The following is an 18,189-nucleotide window of genomic DNA, read 5'->3' on the forward strand; positions in this document are numbered from 1 at the left end:
CTCGAGAGTAATAAGGGACAGAGATCTCATTCAGATTAAGGATTTTAAAACGGGAGATCCGTCCCTTCTCTTCCCATCTATTATTGACCGAGGGAAGCAAGGGGGCGGTTCACTGTTTGTCCCAATTTCATCTCCTCCTTCCCCCTCTATATACAAGAATCCGGTTCAGAAGGATACCATGGGACAAACTTTTCTCATTCAAAATCACTTTAGTTAACGACACCAATCCCACGCTCCCGGTACTCTTCAAGCTCCGCCATCAACTTAGCTTTCTCCACTTCAAACTCCGCGTCACAGTCTTCCTCCGCTGCCTCATCTTCAGTAAACCATTCCGGCAGCTTTTCCGTTCGAACCGGTTTCCTTCCCCCACTTTGTACGTTTCGCTTATACACTTTCTCGAACATGATCTGTAACTCTTTCGCCCTCGCATCCTTCACATCCCGCACGTTCAACTGCTCCCACTTCACCAGGATCGCGTCCACATAGCTCCAGTAATGTTTCCCCTGTTCAACCGCTCGCTTCATCGCTTCCACGACGAGGCTCTCGGATAGACTTTCACACCAGGTTTTGATTTTCTCTTGAATATAAGACCCCAGCCTGCCGAATTCATTGTCTTTGAAAAAGGTAAGCGGACACTCCCCCGCGCTTTGTTGTTGTTGTTCATTATTTTCTGAAGGATTCTTTGAAGTACTCTCTGTATATGTCCCCTCTTCCACCGCAGGAGCCCCCTCCCCCTGATGGGACAGACCTTCCTTTGAAGGGGATGACGTGGTACGTTCGGACGTATCAGGTGGGCAAATGGAAACAAGTTCAGACACGTTACACCGTTCATTCATCACCCGTTTGACATTCTCAGCAATCGGCTGCACATACATCACATTGCTTAATATAATGCTCGATGAAGAAATCGTTCTGAACTCCCGGACAAGCAAATGATGATCCACAAGAAAGTCGATGGCATCCTTCACCTGCCGCTTTGTAAATCCGTATGTATCGGCAAATGCCTGATAGCTCTTCTGAAGCATATCCCCCTTAAATTTCGTCCTGGCCCCTTTGATCATTCCGCTGTCATCCCTCATCATCGTCGGTCTGTACCAATATACGATATCCGCGAGTAACGCAATCGCCACAAAATGGGCCTTCCCGCTTGAAAAAGTAATGTTCTTATACCATAAATGAGGAACGATATTCCCCACAATCTCCAATTCACCGATTTGATCCACTACCTGACATCCTGATTTCATCTTCTCTTCCACCCTTCTTATCTATTCATGTTTTAAATAGGTTGGAAGAGAGAAAAAGGACACCTCTTGAAGAATATTTTTTAGAAAGATTCCATTATTACGATAGTACTGGTCTTATCAATAATTTCCGATATGAAATAACGTCATGCCGAATATAATTTAGAAACAAAATGACAAACTTTCAGGGGGACAGCTATGAACACCTATATTGAAGTGGAACCAGGAATCGAATTATTTGTGCAGGATATCGGCAGTGGGGAGCCCATTGTATTTATTCCAGGCTTTACATTTACTACAGAAGTCTTTTCCGAGCAGGTCAAGCATTTTTCAAAAACTCACCGTACGATTGTGATGGATCCGAGAAGCCATGGCCGGTCCACCATGACGGTTCACGGGAATGACTATGTCACGCATGGAACTGATCTCGAAAAGGTATTGAAGCAATTAAAGGTCGAGAATGTAACGCTTGTCGGCTGGTCATTCGGATGCCTAACAGTTTGGGAATATATCCGCCAATTCGGTACGGATGGGATCAAATCCATTGTCCTCATTGATATGCCGCCAAAATCTCTATCTGTTCAACAAGACGAGGACTGGGTGGAAGGCAAGCTTGATGACATGGCTGCGGCCTACACGAACTACCTTCGTAATCCAAAAGGACAACGGGATTTCATTGCTGCTTATGCCACCGGAGTCATGGTCCAACGGGAGCTGAAGGAAGAAGAATTGGTATGGATTGTCGAGCAATCACTGAAAACACCTTACTATATTGCCGCTAATTTGTTTTCTTCCGGGCTCTTCTCGGATTATCGTGTGGAGGCGGCAGAAAGCAGTGAATCCGTACCGACTCTATATGTTGTCGCCGAGCACTGGGCTGAAGTTGCGACCTCCAATCTGAGGAAGCTTGCGCCTAAAGCGTCGGTGGAGGTATTGGGAGGACATCTTATGTTTTGGGAGTATAGTGAGAAGTTTAATGGGATTGTTGAGGGATTTTTGGAAGGGAATTGATAACACATTTTTTTCTTATATTTCATTCGTTCTAAAAGAAAAGGTGAGATTATGGGACGTCCCCTCCCCCCTTGTCCCGGAACTAAATAGAGACGGGTGATTAGTCTACTCTTTAATTCCATATTTAATAAAAAGTAGAATGGGAACCTTTCCCGTTTAACTAGAGTAGAATTAGAACCGTCCCTATGTTATCTTTCGGTGAAATCATCCTTTTCCACTAATTTAGAAAATATGTATATGGACTTATTTTTATCCGAAAAAGGAATCTTCTGTAAAAAATCAGGAAGAGTATGGTAAATTTATAGGTGAATTTAATAAAGATTATAAACTTAAGTTCTTAATTGGAGGGGTACTTATGGATAGAAAACAGAGAAATAAACTCGTGTACAATCTCTCAATAATAATCAGTACATTAATTTTAGGGATATATACATACCCTAAAGCAATATCGGAATTTTTCTTTTTGGTAGTTGGGATTGGGATTTTCTTTACTATTGGACTTGTGTTTCCAAGAACCAAAAAAAATTCAAAAATGATATTTTGGATAGGGTTTTCAATAATGTTTATAGTTATTTTAAGCTTTACTCTAAAATAGTAACAATATATTTCTCCACATAATAAGAAAGAACATATAAATTGTTCTGCTTGTAAAAAAATGGAGGATTACAGTAAAAATGAAACAACCTAAACTGGCACCGCAACCGTACGCAGCTCCAAATAAACACCCACCAAAAAGGAGTTCACTTCGATCCTTAAGGTTTTACCATACTTAACCAAAAAAGACCTGAGATAATAACAGCTCACTAGGTTCTCCGCCCAAGAAGATGGTCCTAACACCCTAGGCAAACGGTGGTCAATTAGACGGCAAGAAAGGTAAGGTTTCTTGTCTGTAATCAGGCAGCATTCATGTCTTTTGTTTCATAAAGTAACAATCTTGAAACTCTTTTATTCCACCATATTTATGAAAAAAGTAGCGTGGGAACCGTCCCCATGTTATCCTAACAGCCTTATTTCTTCCGATACTTATCCTCAATTATCTTATACCCCTCGTGGTTAATCATATTCCACTCAGTCTTCTTATAGTTAAGCGCTTTGAGTCTCTCGTTGATCCAATCAGGATCATATTCCCTGAAATATGATGATTCAGCCCACGCTTTCATGACCTCATGCTCTGGATGCTTCTCATCACGATATGCTTTAAGAAATTCATAGAACCCATGCATCCCGCCTACATCTTCAGGGGGTGCTGTCTCTGCTCCGTCAAGAAGGGTTGGAAAACCAAAGTAGTAATCATCGACAATCTGCTCAAGCTCCACGGTGACATGCCAATCATCACCAAAATCATAGGCATATCTGATTTCCTTATACTTCTCCAGGTAATCATCGATCTTTAAACCAGTGGGTTTGCGCACTTCAATCTTCAATCTTTCCTGATAGTTCTTCTCAAATTCCAACCTTTCAAGTGGCATGGATTTTAGCCGTTCTTCATACATGGCTTTGTTTTTCTTATAATGCTGATGCTCAAGGTAAGCTTCTTCATTATCCGTGACAATCTTATGATCCTCAGTCAAATCAAATTCAAACAGGTGGTAGTCCTCATAAGGGTAACCACTCTGAAAATTGGTTATGTTCTGGATGACATCATGAAGCCTTTTATATGTCGCTCCTGCTGGCATGATGACTCTTCTCCATATTAAGGGATTGGACTGTTCTAATTCTATTCTTACAATGTATGATTTCAATTTGGATTCATCTCCATTTACTATTTGATGAGCAGCAACGACAGCAAGCATATGCTTAGATCTATTACCCATTCACTTTAAATGATTACCTTACCCGGCTCCATATAACCAAGAGTTCTTGGGTTGGTCGATTAAACAAAACCATAATAGAACATACTTTTTTCAATGTTTTTATTTCATTTACCTCGATTCTTTCTTTGGTTAACTGATCGGGATCCAATTCTTTAACTTTTAATGCGATATATACAAAAAAACAAGATTCCTTCAATCTAAGAACCTTGTTTCACTGCATTAAGATTTTTTTCCCTTTCTAGAAACAACGTATAAGATTAATACTAAAATAAACAATGAAATACCTACAACACTAGTTAGTGATTCATTGTTAAACGTAAAGTTCACGATTGTGAGAATTAATAAACAGAAAGCACCTATTAGTGGTAATTTCTCTTTTAACATGACAAAATACCCCCTTTCAACCACAACATTTCTACTATTTTTGCGTAAATAATACATTTTTTGTAAATTTAATAGAATTTATTTCAAATTTTATGATAGAGTAACTGTATTATATTGTAAAGGAGACGAAAGTCGTGAAATTTAAGAAACTCATATCATTCATCGCTGCTGTATTTTTGTTTAGTACACTTGCTCCGGTATTTCCTGCTGCTGCAACTGAAACTGGACTTACCGAAGAAGACCAAGCAATAGACGAGGAAATGTTTGAACAAACAGAAGTTATCTTAGGAGCAATAGAAAAAATTCCTAACGGTATTGTAAAGCAAGGTCCTGAAAAAACGGCACAATGGTTACAAAATAAAACTGGATTATATGTGAGTGTTGATTCTGATCAAAACCTACTTTTCAGTGAAACTCCACCTGCTCAAGAAGGTACTTTCCAAACAATGAGCGTAGCTGGTTGTGTTGCAGCTGTTGGAATAGCGATTGTCAGTAACGGCCTTCCATTTTCAAAAATATTAAAAGTTAAATCAGCCATAAAAGCTCTTGGTGGAGTTTCAAAAACAGTATCTAAGGTTAAAAAATATTATGATAAATACCGATTTAATGGATTCTCGAGAAATGATTCCATTAGAAAAGCTTTAGATAGCGCTTCAGATGGACTAGCCGCTAATACTAAGTCTGCGCTTCTAGACTTCTTTAATTTAACAAATGTCGTTGCGAACTGTTTTTAAATATTGATTAATACAAGTCTACGAATTAACACAAAAAAGGATCTTCGAATAGAAGGTCCTTTCATCAATATTCAAAGATTTATTACATTGTATTTTGATATTAAACCATAAAAAATAAGAGTAAGCTTTAGCTCGCTAATGGGTTTATTCTTATTTATACTTATTTCTTATCAAGTTGGTTCATAAGTTATTCGCTTTTCCCCAGCTTGATTAGCCTCTTTTGTTTCAATAGAATAAAAAAGAGGAACAGCTTTGCTTTCTCCTCTTCTGACTATTCGTCAATATTCCCCTGAATAATTTCGGCTTCTCCAGTGAACCAATCCGGCAACTTCTTCGTCCCCTACTTGAATTGAACCCCATTTCCTATTAAAAATGAGTTACCCATAAAAAATCACTTCCAACCTTTTCATCACACCAACCACTTCCTCCATTAACTCATGCTCTTCTATTTTTTTCAGCTGAAGTAATAGACTGTCCAAAGCCCCCTCCACTTCTTCTCGAAATAATTTCTTATCAATAGATATATTCAGAGTTTTGTTATGACTATATTTATTTTTCTTATAGTTGATTAAACACTTATTAAAGGCTTTATTTACATCTGCCGTTTCAATTGCACTGTGACATGAGGAGCATAGAGTGACCAGATTATAAAGATGATGAATACAGCCCTTGTCCCTTGGGATCTTATGATGAACATGTAAATCCGTTTCACTTACACATACTACACAACGCCAATCGTCACGTTCTTTTACTTCTTGCTTTAATTGCTCAGTAAAAGACTTGTTCCACAGGTTGCTGAAACTTATGTGACCACCTTATTGTTGAATGATGTCCAATACCTCAAGGTGAGGGAGGATGATCATTTCTACCGTGCTCATGATGATGTCAGTTATCGAATCGGTTGTATCTAATTCTTCATCGTGTCCATCTTCATACTGTTGATTATTAGCAAACATTACTTGAGACAGCTCCACCACGAAGGGCAGCATTTCTTTTCTGTTCACGGCCAATTGACCTTTTGCAAAATCATATACAGATTCAATGTCAGCGGTTTTCCAATCCTTCATTTGCCGCTTAAGGGTTGCAGGTACCATGGCACGCCAGGATTCATCGTGCTTAGAGGCTTCATGTTCCGTAATCCTTCCTCCTTTGTACTTTTCTATAACTCCCAGAACATCAAGTTCTTCTTGTGCTATAGAAAATTGGGCAGTCGTTTATTCCTTTTCTTATCCGAATTATCTACCGGCTTGATTTCTGGCAACTGCTCACCAGGGGTGATTAAGTATAGATATCCGTCTTTTCCAGATTTCATTTCGCCTTTACTACCGCAAGAAAAACAGCGATCCCCCCTTATTCGTTGATATTCATTAAGAGAATGCTTCGTTTGATTACAAGCTTTACAGGTAATGCCATCCCTCATGTTTGATACCCCTTTCTATAAATATACATTTCGTAAGTATTGCATTAGTAAAGAGCCACTTGTGCAACTTTTGAGCCGCCAAGTGCGGATAATAGAGCCACTTAATGCACCTCAATGAGCCACTATCTCCATTATGTATTAAAACAGCTATCTAAATCAGTATTTCGATAGCTATATAGCTATGTGATTTACTTAAAACTCATTCTTCTAACTGGACTTCGATAATTGAAACTGCTTGTCTGACAAGATCCTCCTGGTCCAAATCTTCCTCTTCATTAGCTTACAGACAGAGGGGTAGAAGGAGTTCGGGTAGAATGGGGACGATCCCCACTCTACCCCTTAACAACCTAATACAAAAAATGAACCGCAACCCCAAGAACCCTTGCTGCCTGCTGCAAGGATACCCCTTCAATCCTCTTCACTCTCTTCAACACTCTATCCTTTTCCTCCTTCGGCAGACTCTTCAATTAGGGAAATCCCAATTGGCCCAGGCACTTCCTGATCTCCACTCTGGCTTCATCATCGGATAGTCTCCCGCTGGAATCACTGTGGTCCTCTAACACTTGACTTGATTCGTTCGCTCATTAAACTCCTTGAACCTCACTTGTGCAATTTGATTTTAATCTTCTGGAGAGTATTGAGGAATTTGATGCAGTCTTCATTTAGATCTCTTGTTTCATAAAGAAATGATGTTGATACTCTTTTATTCCATAATCACGAAAAAAGTTAAGTGAGAACCGTCCCCTCCCCTTCCCCATTGCAACCCATCATTATATACAATACAATTTATTATATATAACCTAATAAATCTAAAAGCCATAAAGGACTGTATAAAATGTCGAAAACCAAAAAAGTGAATACGCTTATTTCCCTCAAGGATGAAGTGAAAGAGAAACTTAGAGAGGATATTATTATGTTCAAACTCAAGCCTGGCGACCGCATTGTCGAAACAGAAGTGGCTAAAAGGCTGGGGATTAGTCAGGTGCCGGTGAGGGAAGCACTTAGGGGCCTGGAGGAAGAAGGGCTCATTAATACAATTAAGTATAGAGGTGCCTTTGTAACTGATATCAATCCCGTTGAAATGTATCATATGTTTTCATTAAGGGCGAAGATTGAGACAGATGCCATTGAAGTAATTCTCCCCCAGCTGACCAAAAGGCATTTCGGTGAATTATACGATATCGTGGACAAAATGAAATACGCGGAGAAGGATTATGCGGTACAGTCACAGCTGGATATGGAGTTTCATCGTACGATCATTGAGTGGTCCAATGTAGATGTGTTTTTACGCATTTGGGGAATGTTAACGAATCATATCCGACGATATATCACGTTATTGAATCCGAAGGTTCGGATCCTTCCAGAGGAAGTCCATCAATATCATCAAGTCCTTGTGGAAACGCTGGAAGAAAGAGATATAGAGAAAGCAAAAATCGTTTTCAAAGAACATATTATGAAAATGGTTGAAAAATAGACTCCAAACGAAGACCCCTATCTATTTATGGTAGGGGTCTTGACGTGCCCCTGTAGATTATATATAATCACAGATATTATATATAATATTAAATCTGAATTTTCACAAATGTTTTAAGGGAGTAAAGAAATTTTTTTGAAGTGTATTGTTAGCGGTTACATTCTCTGTATGAATCAGGATTCTCATGCTGCTTCATACAGGTCCAATTACAAAGGGGGAATCAAGATGAAAAGAAAGTTCAACGTTTTTAGCCTGCTTATGGCAGCTGTCTTACTGATTGGGTTAGCAGGTTGTGGAAAAAGTGCGGGTGGATCAGCTTCCAAAACCGTTACGTTAAAGCTGGGGCACAATCAGCCTACCTCTTCGCCATTCCACGCAGGGGCCGAAAAGTTTGCAGAATTAGTAGCAGAGAAATCAGATGGGAATGTGAAGGTTGATGTGTATCATGACAGTCAATTAGGGGATGAAGGGGAACTTGCTACAGGTACGAAAATGGGAACAGTGGATATCTCGCTTGTGGCGACTGGAAGTGTGACCCAATATTATCCTCGCTATTCCATGTTTGATTTGCCTTTTCTCTTCAGGGATTACGATCATGTCGATAAAGTATTACAGGGCGAAGTGGGAGAACAGCTTGCCAGTGAAGCGGAAGAGCAAGGTGGCTTTAAAGTGATGAGCTACTGGGAATCCGGATTCAGACACTATGTAAATAGTAAGCGTCCTTTGAAATCACCCGAGGACCTGGAAGGACTGAAAATCAGGACGCCTGAATGGCCAGTTCTGACTTCCGCCACAGAGACGCTTGGAGCCAGTGCCGTACCGATGCCATTTTCCGAGCTTTATATGGCAGCACAGCATGGGGTTGTCGATGGTCAGGAAGGACCAATATTCGCGATCAAAAGTTCGAAGATGTATGAAGTGCAGGATTACATGGTCTTAGATGGTCATACGTATACAGCGATGCTCCTGATTATGAATCCAGATAAGTTTAATAGTCTATCAAAAGATGTCCAAGAGGTGTTAATCGAGGCATCCAAGGAAGCCGGGAATTTTGAGAGACAGTTAATCCGTGATAATGAAAAAGAAGATATTAAGTACCTGAAAGAAGAAGGCGATTTAGATATAGAAGAAAACCCCGATAAAGAGGCATGGAGAAAAGCCGTTCAGCCTGTCTATGACAAGTACAGCGATGAATTTGGTAAAGATCTTATTCAGCAAATCATGGATACAAAGTAGATGTATAGGGGGGCTTTCCCTGCCCCCCTTTCATGAATGAATCAGGAGGTGGGACGTATGAGAACATTAAAGCTCATTGGCCAGGGACTGGAAAAACTCGTGATGTACGCAGTTCTATTCCTTATGGCCGTATTGGTTTCTCTTGTCTTCATTCAGGTGGTCCTTCGATATGTCTTCTCGAATGGGATGGTCTGGGTAGAAGAGCTTGATCGATACATTTTTGTTTGGTTAATGTTTTTAGGGATCGCAATGGGCGTTTATAAACAAAAACATATTGCGATTACGGCAGTGGCCGATCGACTGAAAGGGTTCTCGAAAGGCATTCAGCTTCTCGTACATATCATTACAGGATCCTTTTTTGCCGTGTTATGTTGGCAGGGAATTAAGTTTGTAGAGGTAAATATGTCTGGCACGGCTGCTGTACTGCCTATTAATCTGGGAATCATTTATTCTATTATACCCCTGTCAGGTTTCATTGCGATGATCTTTGTTGTCGTATTAATCGCGACATCCAAGGAGGAGAAACGATGATTTTATTACTGTTTATAGCATTTTTTGTCCTATTGATCCTGGGGGTTCCGGTTGGGATCTCTTTAGGAGTCGCCTCGATCATCACCATTTTATGGGAAGGGGTGGTTCCGCTATTGTTGATTCCTCAAAAAATGTTCGTTTCCATGAATAGCTTTACATTACTGGCCATACCTTTCTTTATGCTGACGGGTGTAATCATGGATAAAAGTGGATTAACGCAAAGACTTGTGAACTTTGCCGACTCCATCATTGGGTGGACGAAAGGCGGCATGAGTTATGTGAGTGTCACTTCCGGGATGATGATGGGAGGGATTTCCGGATCCGCCCCTGCTGATACGGCTGCACTAAGCAGTGTCATGACTCCAAGTATGGTAAAACTGGGATACCCAGCACGATTTGCCGCCGCCTTGCAAGCAGCATCAGGATCCATAGGTATTATTATTCCCCCGAGTATTCCGATGGTTGTGTTAGGCGGAATCGCCAGTATTTCCGTCGGGAAGTTATTCTTAGGAGGAATTATTCCTGGTATTCTCATTGGGATTCTATTTATGATGGCGTCGAGGATCATTTGCACTAAGAAAAACTATGGTGTATCTAAATCCAACTCTTTTTCATTCAGCTATTTCATCGACAGCTTTAAAAAAGCGATACTCCCTTTATTTGCTCCGGTCATTATCGTTGGCGGGATTTTTACAGGCGCCTTTACTCCGACAGAATCCAGTGTCATTGCGGTTGTCTATACGTTAATCCTGGGATTGTTCGTTTATAGAAGTATTCAATTTCGAGACTTGTCCTCGATTTTCATGGAAGCCGTCATTAGTTCAGGGAATGTGTTGTTAATCATTGCCGCCTCCTCTCTGTTCAGCTGGATTCTCGTGAGTCACAATTTCCCACAGATCCTGAGCAGTCTCATCACAAGTGTATCAGACAGCCCATTCTTTATTATACTCGTCATTAACCTAATTTTTATCGTTGGCGGCATGTTCATTGAAGGTCTTGCGCTGTTAATTATGTTTGTTCCCATCCTATTACCCATCGCCATGGGTGCCGGAATGGATCCAATTGTATTTGGAGTTATGATCGTCATTAACATTGCGATTGGAACACTGACTCCTCCAGTAGGTGTCTGCCTGTTTGTTGCATGCTCCTCCGCCGGTGTTAAGCTCGATCATGCGATGAAGAGTGCCATTCCATTTGTTCTTGTGCTTTGTTTTGCACTCGTTTTAATCGTGCTGTTTCCGTCGATTGTTACGTTTATTCCTAGTTTAATTGAATGATTACTATAATTGCATAAGGAGAGATACATATGACTAAGAATCTATTTAATTTAACCGATAAAGTAGCTGCCATTACGGGGGCTACGCGTGGGATTGGTCGATCAATGGCAGTGGCTCTGGCAGAAGCCGGAGCAGATATTGCTTTACTTCAAAGGAATCCGGAACAGACTGATGTGAAGGAAGAAATTGAACAGCTTGGTAGAAAGTGCTCCATTATTCCATGCGATCTTGAAAAGGAAGAAGAAGTAAAATCTGCTATTCCCAGTGTGATTTCGACATTTGGAAAAATTGATATTTTAGTAAACAATGCAGGTATTCAGCGCCGGTCGCCTTCCGTTGATTTTCCTGAATCCGATTGGGATGATGTGCTGAATATCAATCTAAAAGTGGTCTGGCTATTATGTCAAGAGGCAGGACGTCACATGGTTGCGAAAGGAGAAGGCAAAATCATTAACACCGCTTCCCTTCTCTCTTTCCAAGGAGGATTGACCGTTCCAGCCTATGCAGCAGCAAAAGGCGGTGTGGCACAACTTACGAAAGCCCTCTCCAATGAATGGGCAAAAGAGGGTGTGAATGTCAACGCGATTGTTCCAGGGTATATTGCTACGGACATGAATATAGCTTTAATTGAAGACCCGGTCAGAAGTAAACAGATTCTTGATCGGATTCCAGCTGATCGATGGGGAGAGCCGGATGATTTTAAGGGTACTATTGTTTATTTAGCTTCGGGGGCTTCGAATTATGTTCATGGGCATTTGGTGGCTGTTGATGGGGGGTGGCTTGGGAGGTAGTTTGATGGTTTGAGTTTATTTTTATAAAAACATCCTATAGATTGGACACTGAAGACGTGACCTTTCTATAGGATTCTTTCATGTATCTTTATATTATTTCTTCCTATAATACTCCACATACCACTCAGCAAACCTACCCAATCCTTCTTCAATAGAAGTTTCAGGTTTAAATCCAACAGCTCTCTGCAGACGCTCAGTAGATGCATAAGTAGCAGGAACATCTCCAGGCTTAATAGGTTCATATACCTTTTCAAACTCCACTTCTCTACCAAGTGCGTTACCTAACGCTTTCTCCAGAGTTTCAATAAATTTCATCAATTTTTCAGGAGTGTTATTCCCTATGTTATAAACTTTGTGACGTACACCTTCATCAGATGGCGGGGAAGTGATGAGTCTTTCGATTCCAGTAATTATGTCATCAATATATGTGAAGTCTCTATATAAGTCATTTTCAAAATCACCGTTGTTAAAGATCTTAATAGGTTCATCTGCAAAGTACTTATCCGTGAATCCGAAGTAAGCCATATCAGGTCTGCCCATAGGACCATATACGGTGAAGAAGCGTAAACCTGTAGCAGGAATCTTATACAAATGGCTGTATGTGTGTGCCATTAGTTCATTTGATTTCTTAGTAGAAGCATAAAGTGAAACTGGGTTATCTACAAAATCACTTTCTTCAAAAGGAACTTTCTTGTTAGCGCCATATACAGAACTAGAGGAAGCGTATACGAGATGATCTACAGGGTAATGTCTGCAGGCTTCAAGGATATTATAGAACCCAATGACATTACTTTGCATATAGACATCAGGGTTTTCAATCGAATAACGCACCCCCGCTTGTGCAGCCAAGTTAACTACGACATTGGGTTTATATTCTTCAAATACTTCATTAAGGGCTGCTTTATCCGAAATGTCCTGTTTAATAAAAGTAAAGTTCTCATAAGGCTGAAGTTTCTCCAACCGATCTTCCTTAAGGTTCACATCATAATAGTCATTTACATTATCTAAACCCACGACAGTGCAACCTTGTTCTAATAGTTTCTTAGAAAGATAGTACCCAATAAACCCGGCGGCTCCTGTCACAAGGTAAACTTTATTAGGATCTAATGGTTTGTAGTTCATTGGACTTCGACTCCTCTAATCCTTTTCGTTCCGCAGCTTTCCTACCAATAGAATGATACTCGACTCTAGCCGTTTCCATATCTTCTACCTTATAAATGTTTCTACCGTCATAGACTAAAGGTGTTCTCATTAGCATTGTATACGCTTCTGGAGTAATGGCTCTGACTTCGCCCCATTCTGTGAAGATAAAGCAAACATTGGCATCTTTCAAGGCTGCTTCCACATTATCTACATATGTGATGTGCCCTTTACCATTTCTTCCTTCCGGATACACTTTTGAGAAGTTTTCTTTCCCAACAGGATCAAAAGCATAGATGTCTGCTCCCTGATCAAGCAGTAAAGGTACATTCTCAAGAGAAGCTGCTTCTCTAAGATCATCGGTACCAGGTTTAAAGGTCAATCCAAGTACTGCGACTTTTAAACCGTTAAACGTAATCAATCTTTTGCTTGCCTTTTTATATAACATTGTTTTTTGTTCTGTATTCACATCAATTGCAGCTTTAACAGTCTTTAACTCATAACCATTTTGTTTCGCAATATAATCAAGGGCCTTAGTATCTTTAGGGAAACAAGATCCACCATAGCCAATTCCAGCATTTAAAAACTTGCTTCCAATCCGTTCATCGAAGCTCATTCCTCTTGCAACATCTTGAATATCCGCTCCAACCAATTCACATAGATTCGCAATATCATTCATATAAGAAATCTTAAGAGCGAGGAAGTCATTTGAAGCGTATTTAATCATTTCAGCTGATCGTCTGTTTACAGAAACAATTGGCAGATTAAATGGTTCGTAGATATTCATTAATATATTCTCTGCCCATTTGCTTTCAGTACCAATAATAATTCTCTCTGCCTTCAACGTATCATGTACAGCAGATCCCTGTGCTAAGAACTCCGGGTTTGATGCTACTTCAACTCTAACATCGTTTACTAAAAAATCTTGGATAAATTGTTCGACTTTATCATTAGTTCCTACTGGAACAGTAGATTTAACCACAACTAAACAGTCTTTTTCAACCGATTCTGCAATTTGTCTTGCGACAGTTGCGATATAGGATAGATTAGCAGAGCCATCGGGTTGCTCTGGGGTACCAACACCAATGAAAATTGCATCTGCATCTTTGTATGCTGATTGGTAATCAGTGGTGTAGTCAATTCTTCCCGCAGCATAATTTTCTTTCATTAATTCTTCTAGACCTTCTTCAAAAATAGGAGAAATTCCAGACTTCATTGTCTCCACTTTGTTTTGATCGATATCTACGCAGGCTACTTTGTGTCCTACTTCTGCGAAGCAAACCCCTGCAACTAAGCCCACATACCCTGTTCCAGCCACTGCAATTTTGTACATATCATTGCCTCCCGTTTTCATAGAAATAAAAGATTTATATTGAAACCAAGATTATTTTTTTTTATTAAAATACATTTTCACAAAATTAATTATCCATTTCCCTTCTTTCCCCAAAAAATATTGAGGAAAAACGAAATAATTAAATGATAAAAGTATCACACACAAAATGAAGTTTGTAATAAGAGAAAGAATTGGATTAGTAAACCTTAAATCTAACATTGATATTGCAAGAAACAACGTAATCCCGTTTAAAACCGCAGGCATATGAATTTTTATAAAATCAATGGATCTTATTGATAAAATGCTTAAACTTAAATGTGCCATCAATATAAAATTAATAATTAAGGCAATATTTACAGAAATAACAATCCCTATTAATCCCCAAAATTGACCAATTACGCATCCTCCAATAATTGCTAAAGCATATATTGCTTGTCGCCATGCTCTTCTATATACTGCACCGGTTGATCTAGCAACTGATTCGCTAATTTTATAACTTGTTCTGAAGAAAATTCCAATAGTTAATACTTGAAAGGGTAATTTTGCTTCGTACCACTGATTCCCTAATAAAACTGAGATTATTTCTCCAGAAAACATAAATGCGAATATACTCACAGGAATAGCCACCATTGATACTAAAACAACACCACGTTTATAAACTAATTTTAACCTGTCTTGTTCAGTTTGAATTTTAGCCATTGCTGAAAATAATACTTTGTCCACAACTTGACCAAATAAAGTTGCAGGTAACGCCATTAACTGATAAATTCTTCCATAAATACCTAACGCTTCAGAGCCTAATGACCTACCAACAACTAAATTATCACCTTGTAAGGCAAGATAATTAAAGATGCGCGCAACTGTAAACCCCCCACCAAAGTACATTAACTCTTTTATGGCTTGCATACGTATCTTTATTTCTTTATTGTGTTTTTGGTACTTGGTTATTAATAATAATTTAATAGTCTCTTGTGCTATTTGTGCAATTACAAGTGCATAAACTCCATAACCGTTTAGCCCTAATAATATTCCAGTCAGACCATAACCTAATATATACGCTAACCCGTTAATTAGTGATATAGTCTTGTACTGAAGTTCACGTTCTAATAAACTCAGTGCAGTAGTATAAAATCCTTGAATTAAAAATGTAAATGATAAAATTTTTAATACGTTTTCGAGTTCTTTCATACGGAAAAATGAAGATATATAACCTGATAATGAAAATATACTGAGAGTAAAGATAATTCCCAAAAAAACAGATAAATTAAATGCTGTGCTGATATGGTTATCATTTATTACCGGTCTTTGAACTATGGCTGGTCCCACACCAAGTGATGAAAAAATTATTGAGAACCCTATTACTACCATTGCTGCAGTGACAACCCCAAATTCACTGGGTTCTAATAATCTTGCTAAGATTATTAGAACTAAAAATTGAGAGACTCCCTGAATTCCATTACCACTAAGCATCCATAGGAATCCATTAAACGTTCTTTCACTTAGCGAATTTTTTTTATTATTCATTTAATTTTCATCTTCTCTAATAAAATTTATTATGCTTGACTTCTATTATTTATTTAGGTGCATGCCTTCATATATATTTATACTAATAATTCCTTATAAAACTATTCAGTTCTTTTCGATTTTCATCAGCTAGTATTCTAATAGAATCTGGAATATTATTATATTCTTTTTTATTCATTTTAAAATTATTTAGCATATCGAATAAATATCCCGATTTGTACTCTTTTAAAGCAACATTTCTCTCTTCAAGGTTTAGTTGCTTGTATAGTCTTTTAGTTTTATTATGAACTGAAACAGATAATGTGTACTTGCCAAGGCAATTTGCTACAATTCCACAATGCAATTTAGTTGTAATTACTATGTTTAGCTCGTTTATTAATGCAATAAGTTGCTGAGGATTATTATAATCAATGCCTATAACATTCTCTTCACCAAATTCATCTTTAATATTGGTAAAGGCCTGATAATCATAATTTTCTTTGTAAAAATCATTAAATACCACAAGCTTATACTTACCAATTTCATCGCAATATTTTTTAAGGTCTTTGATCAAAAGAATTAATTTATCATTATCATTTTTATTTATCGGGAGATGAACACCTATCAGTAAACAAGCATCTTTTTTCTCTACATTAATTTTATTTTTTATTAAGGCTGATTGTGTACTATCTACATTTTGCGACTGTAATGTTAAAATCGAATCAGCAGTAACTTTAAGCTTATTTTCCTTAACGCCATATCTTATTAAATATTCTTTAGATTCAATATCTCTTACAACAGTTTTTTTGCTTTTATTACATAAAAATACTGTTAACTTCCTTGCTAGTTTATTTGTCAATGGTCCTGCCCCAACACCAATAAAAATAAAAGGTTTTTTAAATAAAAATGCTAGTAATGCTACTGACAAATGCCTAATTATTAATCTATAAGACCAAACTTTATTTTTTCCTGGAGGTTCACCTAAATAGCCTCCACCGAAGAAAACAAGTGAATCAGCTTCAATAATACTTCTTATTCCTCTTTTCTCTGAAACTCTAACCAGTTTGCGTACTCTATCACTCGCAAAGGGTAAGTGAATTGAAGATATCGTGTTTTTTTCATTTTCATTTAACCAGTTAATAAAATGGATTACAAAGAGTGTATCCCCAAAATTATCTCCATAATAAGAACCGTGAAGTGCAACCTTTTTCATTAAATATCCTCCTAAATACTTTTCAAAGATTATTTTTGCTTTTACAAATTAGAAATTAATTTCGGAACTACTTTTGACTCTTCAAATTTTTGTGATTCTAAAATAGCATTCTTTTTCATTTGGTTTACAAGATCTGTATCATTTATTAATATCATCATTTTTTTAATTAAATCCTCTAAATCATTATTATTAAATAATAGACCTGTCTGTCCAGCCTTTATTACTTCAGAATTATACTTCCAATCAGAAGCAATAACTGGAAGACCTGCAGTCATTCCATCGAGTATAGTTCCTGGAAATCCTTCACCAATATAATAGGTGGGAAATAACATTAAATCGTACTTGCTTAATTCATTTAAAATTTCATTAGGTTCTAAGACACCATTATAATAAATATACGAAGAGTTATTTTTTATAGTTTCAAATTGCTCTTTATATTGCTCTCCTATTGGACCATATATATATAGCTCAATTTTATCATCTGAGCCTTGGTTAATTCTGTTTAATGCGGATATAGCTAATTCAATACCTTTTTCTTTTATAACTCTAGAAAAAAATACAACCTTTTTAACTTTACTAACTTTTGATAAACTAATTTCTTTGTTATTATACAATCTGAAATTAGGGAAATATATTACATTATCAAACCCTATATATTCCAATTTATTTTTTAATGACTCTGTTTGTACGTAAATATAATTTACCTTTTTAAAGTATTTAATATAACCTCGATTTCCCTCTAGAAATTCAGCTAACCAGCCACCAATTGCAATAAAATGAAGGTCTTTCTTAAGTATAAAATTCAAATAATAAAATAGAGGCGAGATAAATTTAATCGCTTTTTGAGCAGGAAGAAAAATAACTATATTTGAATTTAACCATTTAAATAATCCCTTTAAATAATTCAACCCTTTTTCTTTCTTATTAGCTCCTATAGAAGTATCTGTATACTGGATTATATAATTTCCTTCTGGAGTATATTTTATTAAGGATTCAAATATTGTCCGAGTCCGCATAGTCTGACCATTCAAGTTATTATGTCTATAACCAAAATTCCCAAACATATAAATTTTTTTTTTCATAAAAT

Annotated in this window: 16 protein-coding genes and 1 pseudogene; 8 read left to right on the forward strand and 9 right to left on the reverse strand. The window is 37.8% G+C overall.

Annotated elements, in window-relative coordinates:
* Positions 1–209: 209 nt before the first annotated feature.
* Complete coding sequence (locus tag F0342_RS03800) at positions 210–1,244, reverse strand: DnaD domain-containing protein (RefSeq protein ID WP_149154710.1); 1,035 nt, start codon at positions 1,242–1,244, stop codon at positions 210–212.
* Positions 1,245–1,439: 195 nt separating this feature from the next.
* Between F0342_RS03800 and F0342_RS03805 the strand changes: the two genes are divergently transcribed.
* Together F0342_RS03805 and F0342_RS03810 are read left to right on the forward strand one after the other, a co-directional pair.
* Entirely contained in the window at positions 1,440–2,252 is an 813-nt protein-coding gene (locus tag F0342_RS03805) for an alpha/beta fold hydrolase (RefSeq protein WP_149154711.1), read from the forward strand.
* Between the two features lie 355 nt (positions 2,253–2,607).
* Positions 2,608–2,847, forward strand: a complete 240-nt coding sequence (locus F0342_RS03810; RefSeq protein ID WP_149154712.1) for a hypothetical protein — start codon at positions 2,608–2,610, stop codon at positions 2,845–2,847.
* A 412-nt stretch (positions 2,848–3,259) separates the two neighbouring features.
* On the opposite strand, the gene F0342_RS03815 is transcribed toward F0342_RS03810, so the two are convergent.
* Entirely contained in the window at positions 3,260–4,066 is an 807-nt protein-coding gene (locus F0342_RS03815) for a plasmid pRiA4b ORF-3 family protein (protein ID WP_262481630.1), read from the reverse strand.
* Positions 4,067–4,584: 518 nt separating this feature from the next.
* On the opposite strand from F0342_RS03815, the gene F0342_RS03820 reads away from it, so the two are divergent.
* On the forward strand, positions 4,585–5,184 hold the full coding sequence (locus F0342_RS03820; protein ID WP_262481631.1) for a hypothetical protein: 600 nt from the start codon (positions 4,585–4,587) through the stop codon (positions 5,182–5,184).
* 623 nt (positions 5,185–5,807) lie between these two features.
* Here F0342_RS03820 and F0342_RS25690 read toward each other — a convergent pair.
* A pseudogene (locus tag F0342_RS25690) lies at positions 5,808–5,990 on the reverse strand (HNH endonuclease); the annotation flags it as partial.
* Positions 5,991–5,999: 9 nt separating this feature from the next.
* Complete coding sequence (locus F0342_RS03830; protein WP_149154713.1) at positions 6,000–6,278, reverse strand: hypothetical protein; 279 nt, start codon at positions 6,276–6,278, stop codon at positions 6,000–6,002.
* Between the two features lie 1,161 nt (positions 6,279–7,439).
* Between F0342_RS03830 and F0342_RS03840 the strand changes: the two genes are divergently transcribed.
* The 5 genes from F0342_RS03840 (at position 7,440) to F0342_RS03860 (ending at position 11,913) form a co-directional block, all read left to right on the forward strand.
* Entirely contained in the window at positions 7,440–8,078 is a 639-nt protein-coding gene (locus tag F0342_RS03840) for a GntR family transcriptional regulator (protein WP_149154715.1), read from the forward strand.
* Between the two features lie 225 nt (positions 8,079–8,303).
* Entirely contained in the window at positions 8,304–9,314 is a 1,011-nt protein-coding gene (locus tag F0342_RS03845; protein WP_188048396.1) for a TRAP transporter substrate-binding protein, read from the forward strand.
* Positions 9,315–9,371: 57 nt separating this feature from the next.
* A complete protein-coding gene (locus F0342_RS03850; protein WP_188048397.1) occupies positions 9,372–9,845 on the forward strand; it encodes a TRAP transporter small permease in 474 nt (157 codons plus the stop codon).
* Positions 9,842–11,122, forward strand: coding sequence for a TRAP transporter large permease (locus tag F0342_RS03855; RefSeq protein WP_149154718.1), 1,281 nt, complete (start codon positions 9,842–9,844; stop codon positions 11,120–11,122). Before F0342_RS03850 ends, F0342_RS03855 begins: the two co-directional genes overlap by 4 nt.
* A gap of 29 nt (positions 11,123–11,151) precedes the next feature.
* Complete coding sequence (locus tag F0342_RS03860) at positions 11,152–11,913, forward strand: SDR family oxidoreductase (RefSeq protein WP_149154719.1); 762 nt, start codon at positions 11,152–11,154, stop codon at positions 11,911–11,913.
* 93 nt (positions 11,914–12,006) lie between these two features.
* Here the strand turns inward: F0342_RS03860 and F0342_RS03865 are convergent, their stop codons facing one another.
* From F0342_RS03865 to F0342_RS03885, 5 genes are all read right to left on the reverse strand, one after another.
* Positions 12,007–13,035 carry an SDR family NAD(P)-dependent oxidoreductase gene (locus F0342_RS03865; protein WP_149154720.1) on the reverse strand — a complete coding sequence of 343 codons (1,029 nt, stop codon included), beginning with the start codon at positions 13,033–13,035 and terminating at the stop codon, positions 12,007–12,009.
* Positions 13,010–14,386 carry a UDP-glucose dehydrogenase family protein gene (locus tag F0342_RS03870; protein WP_149154721.1) on the reverse strand — a complete coding sequence of 459 codons (1,377 nt, stop codon included), beginning with the start codon at positions 14,384–14,386 and terminating at the stop codon, positions 13,010–13,012. Before F0342_RS03870 ends, F0342_RS03865 begins: the two co-directional genes overlap by 26 nt.
* Before the next feature lie 51 nt (positions 14,387–14,437).
* Complete coding sequence (locus tag F0342_RS03875; RefSeq protein WP_149154722.1) at positions 14,438–15,910, reverse strand: lipopolysaccharide biosynthesis protein; 1,473 nt, start codon at positions 15,908–15,910, stop codon at positions 14,438–14,440.
* Between the two features lie 82 nt (positions 15,911–15,992).
* On the reverse strand, positions 15,993–17,102 hold the full coding sequence (locus tag F0342_RS03880) for a polysaccharide pyruvyl transferase family protein (RefSeq protein WP_149154723.1): 1,110 nt from the start codon (positions 17,100–17,102) through the stop codon (positions 15,993–15,995).
* Positions 17,103–17,143: 41 nt separating this feature from the next.
* The gene (locus tag F0342_RS03885; RefSeq protein ID WP_149154724.1) at positions 17,144–18,184 is read right to left on the reverse strand and encodes a glycosyltransferase; all 1,041 of its coding nucleotides are present in this window, start codon (positions 18,182–18,184) and stop codon (positions 17,144–17,146) included.
* Positions 18,185–18,189 lie beyond the last annotated feature (5 nt).

Source organism: Bacillus sp. CH30_1T (assembly GCF_008364765.1).
Classification (GTDB): Bacteria; Bacillota; Bacilli; order Bacillales; family Bacillaceae_B; genus Rossellomorea.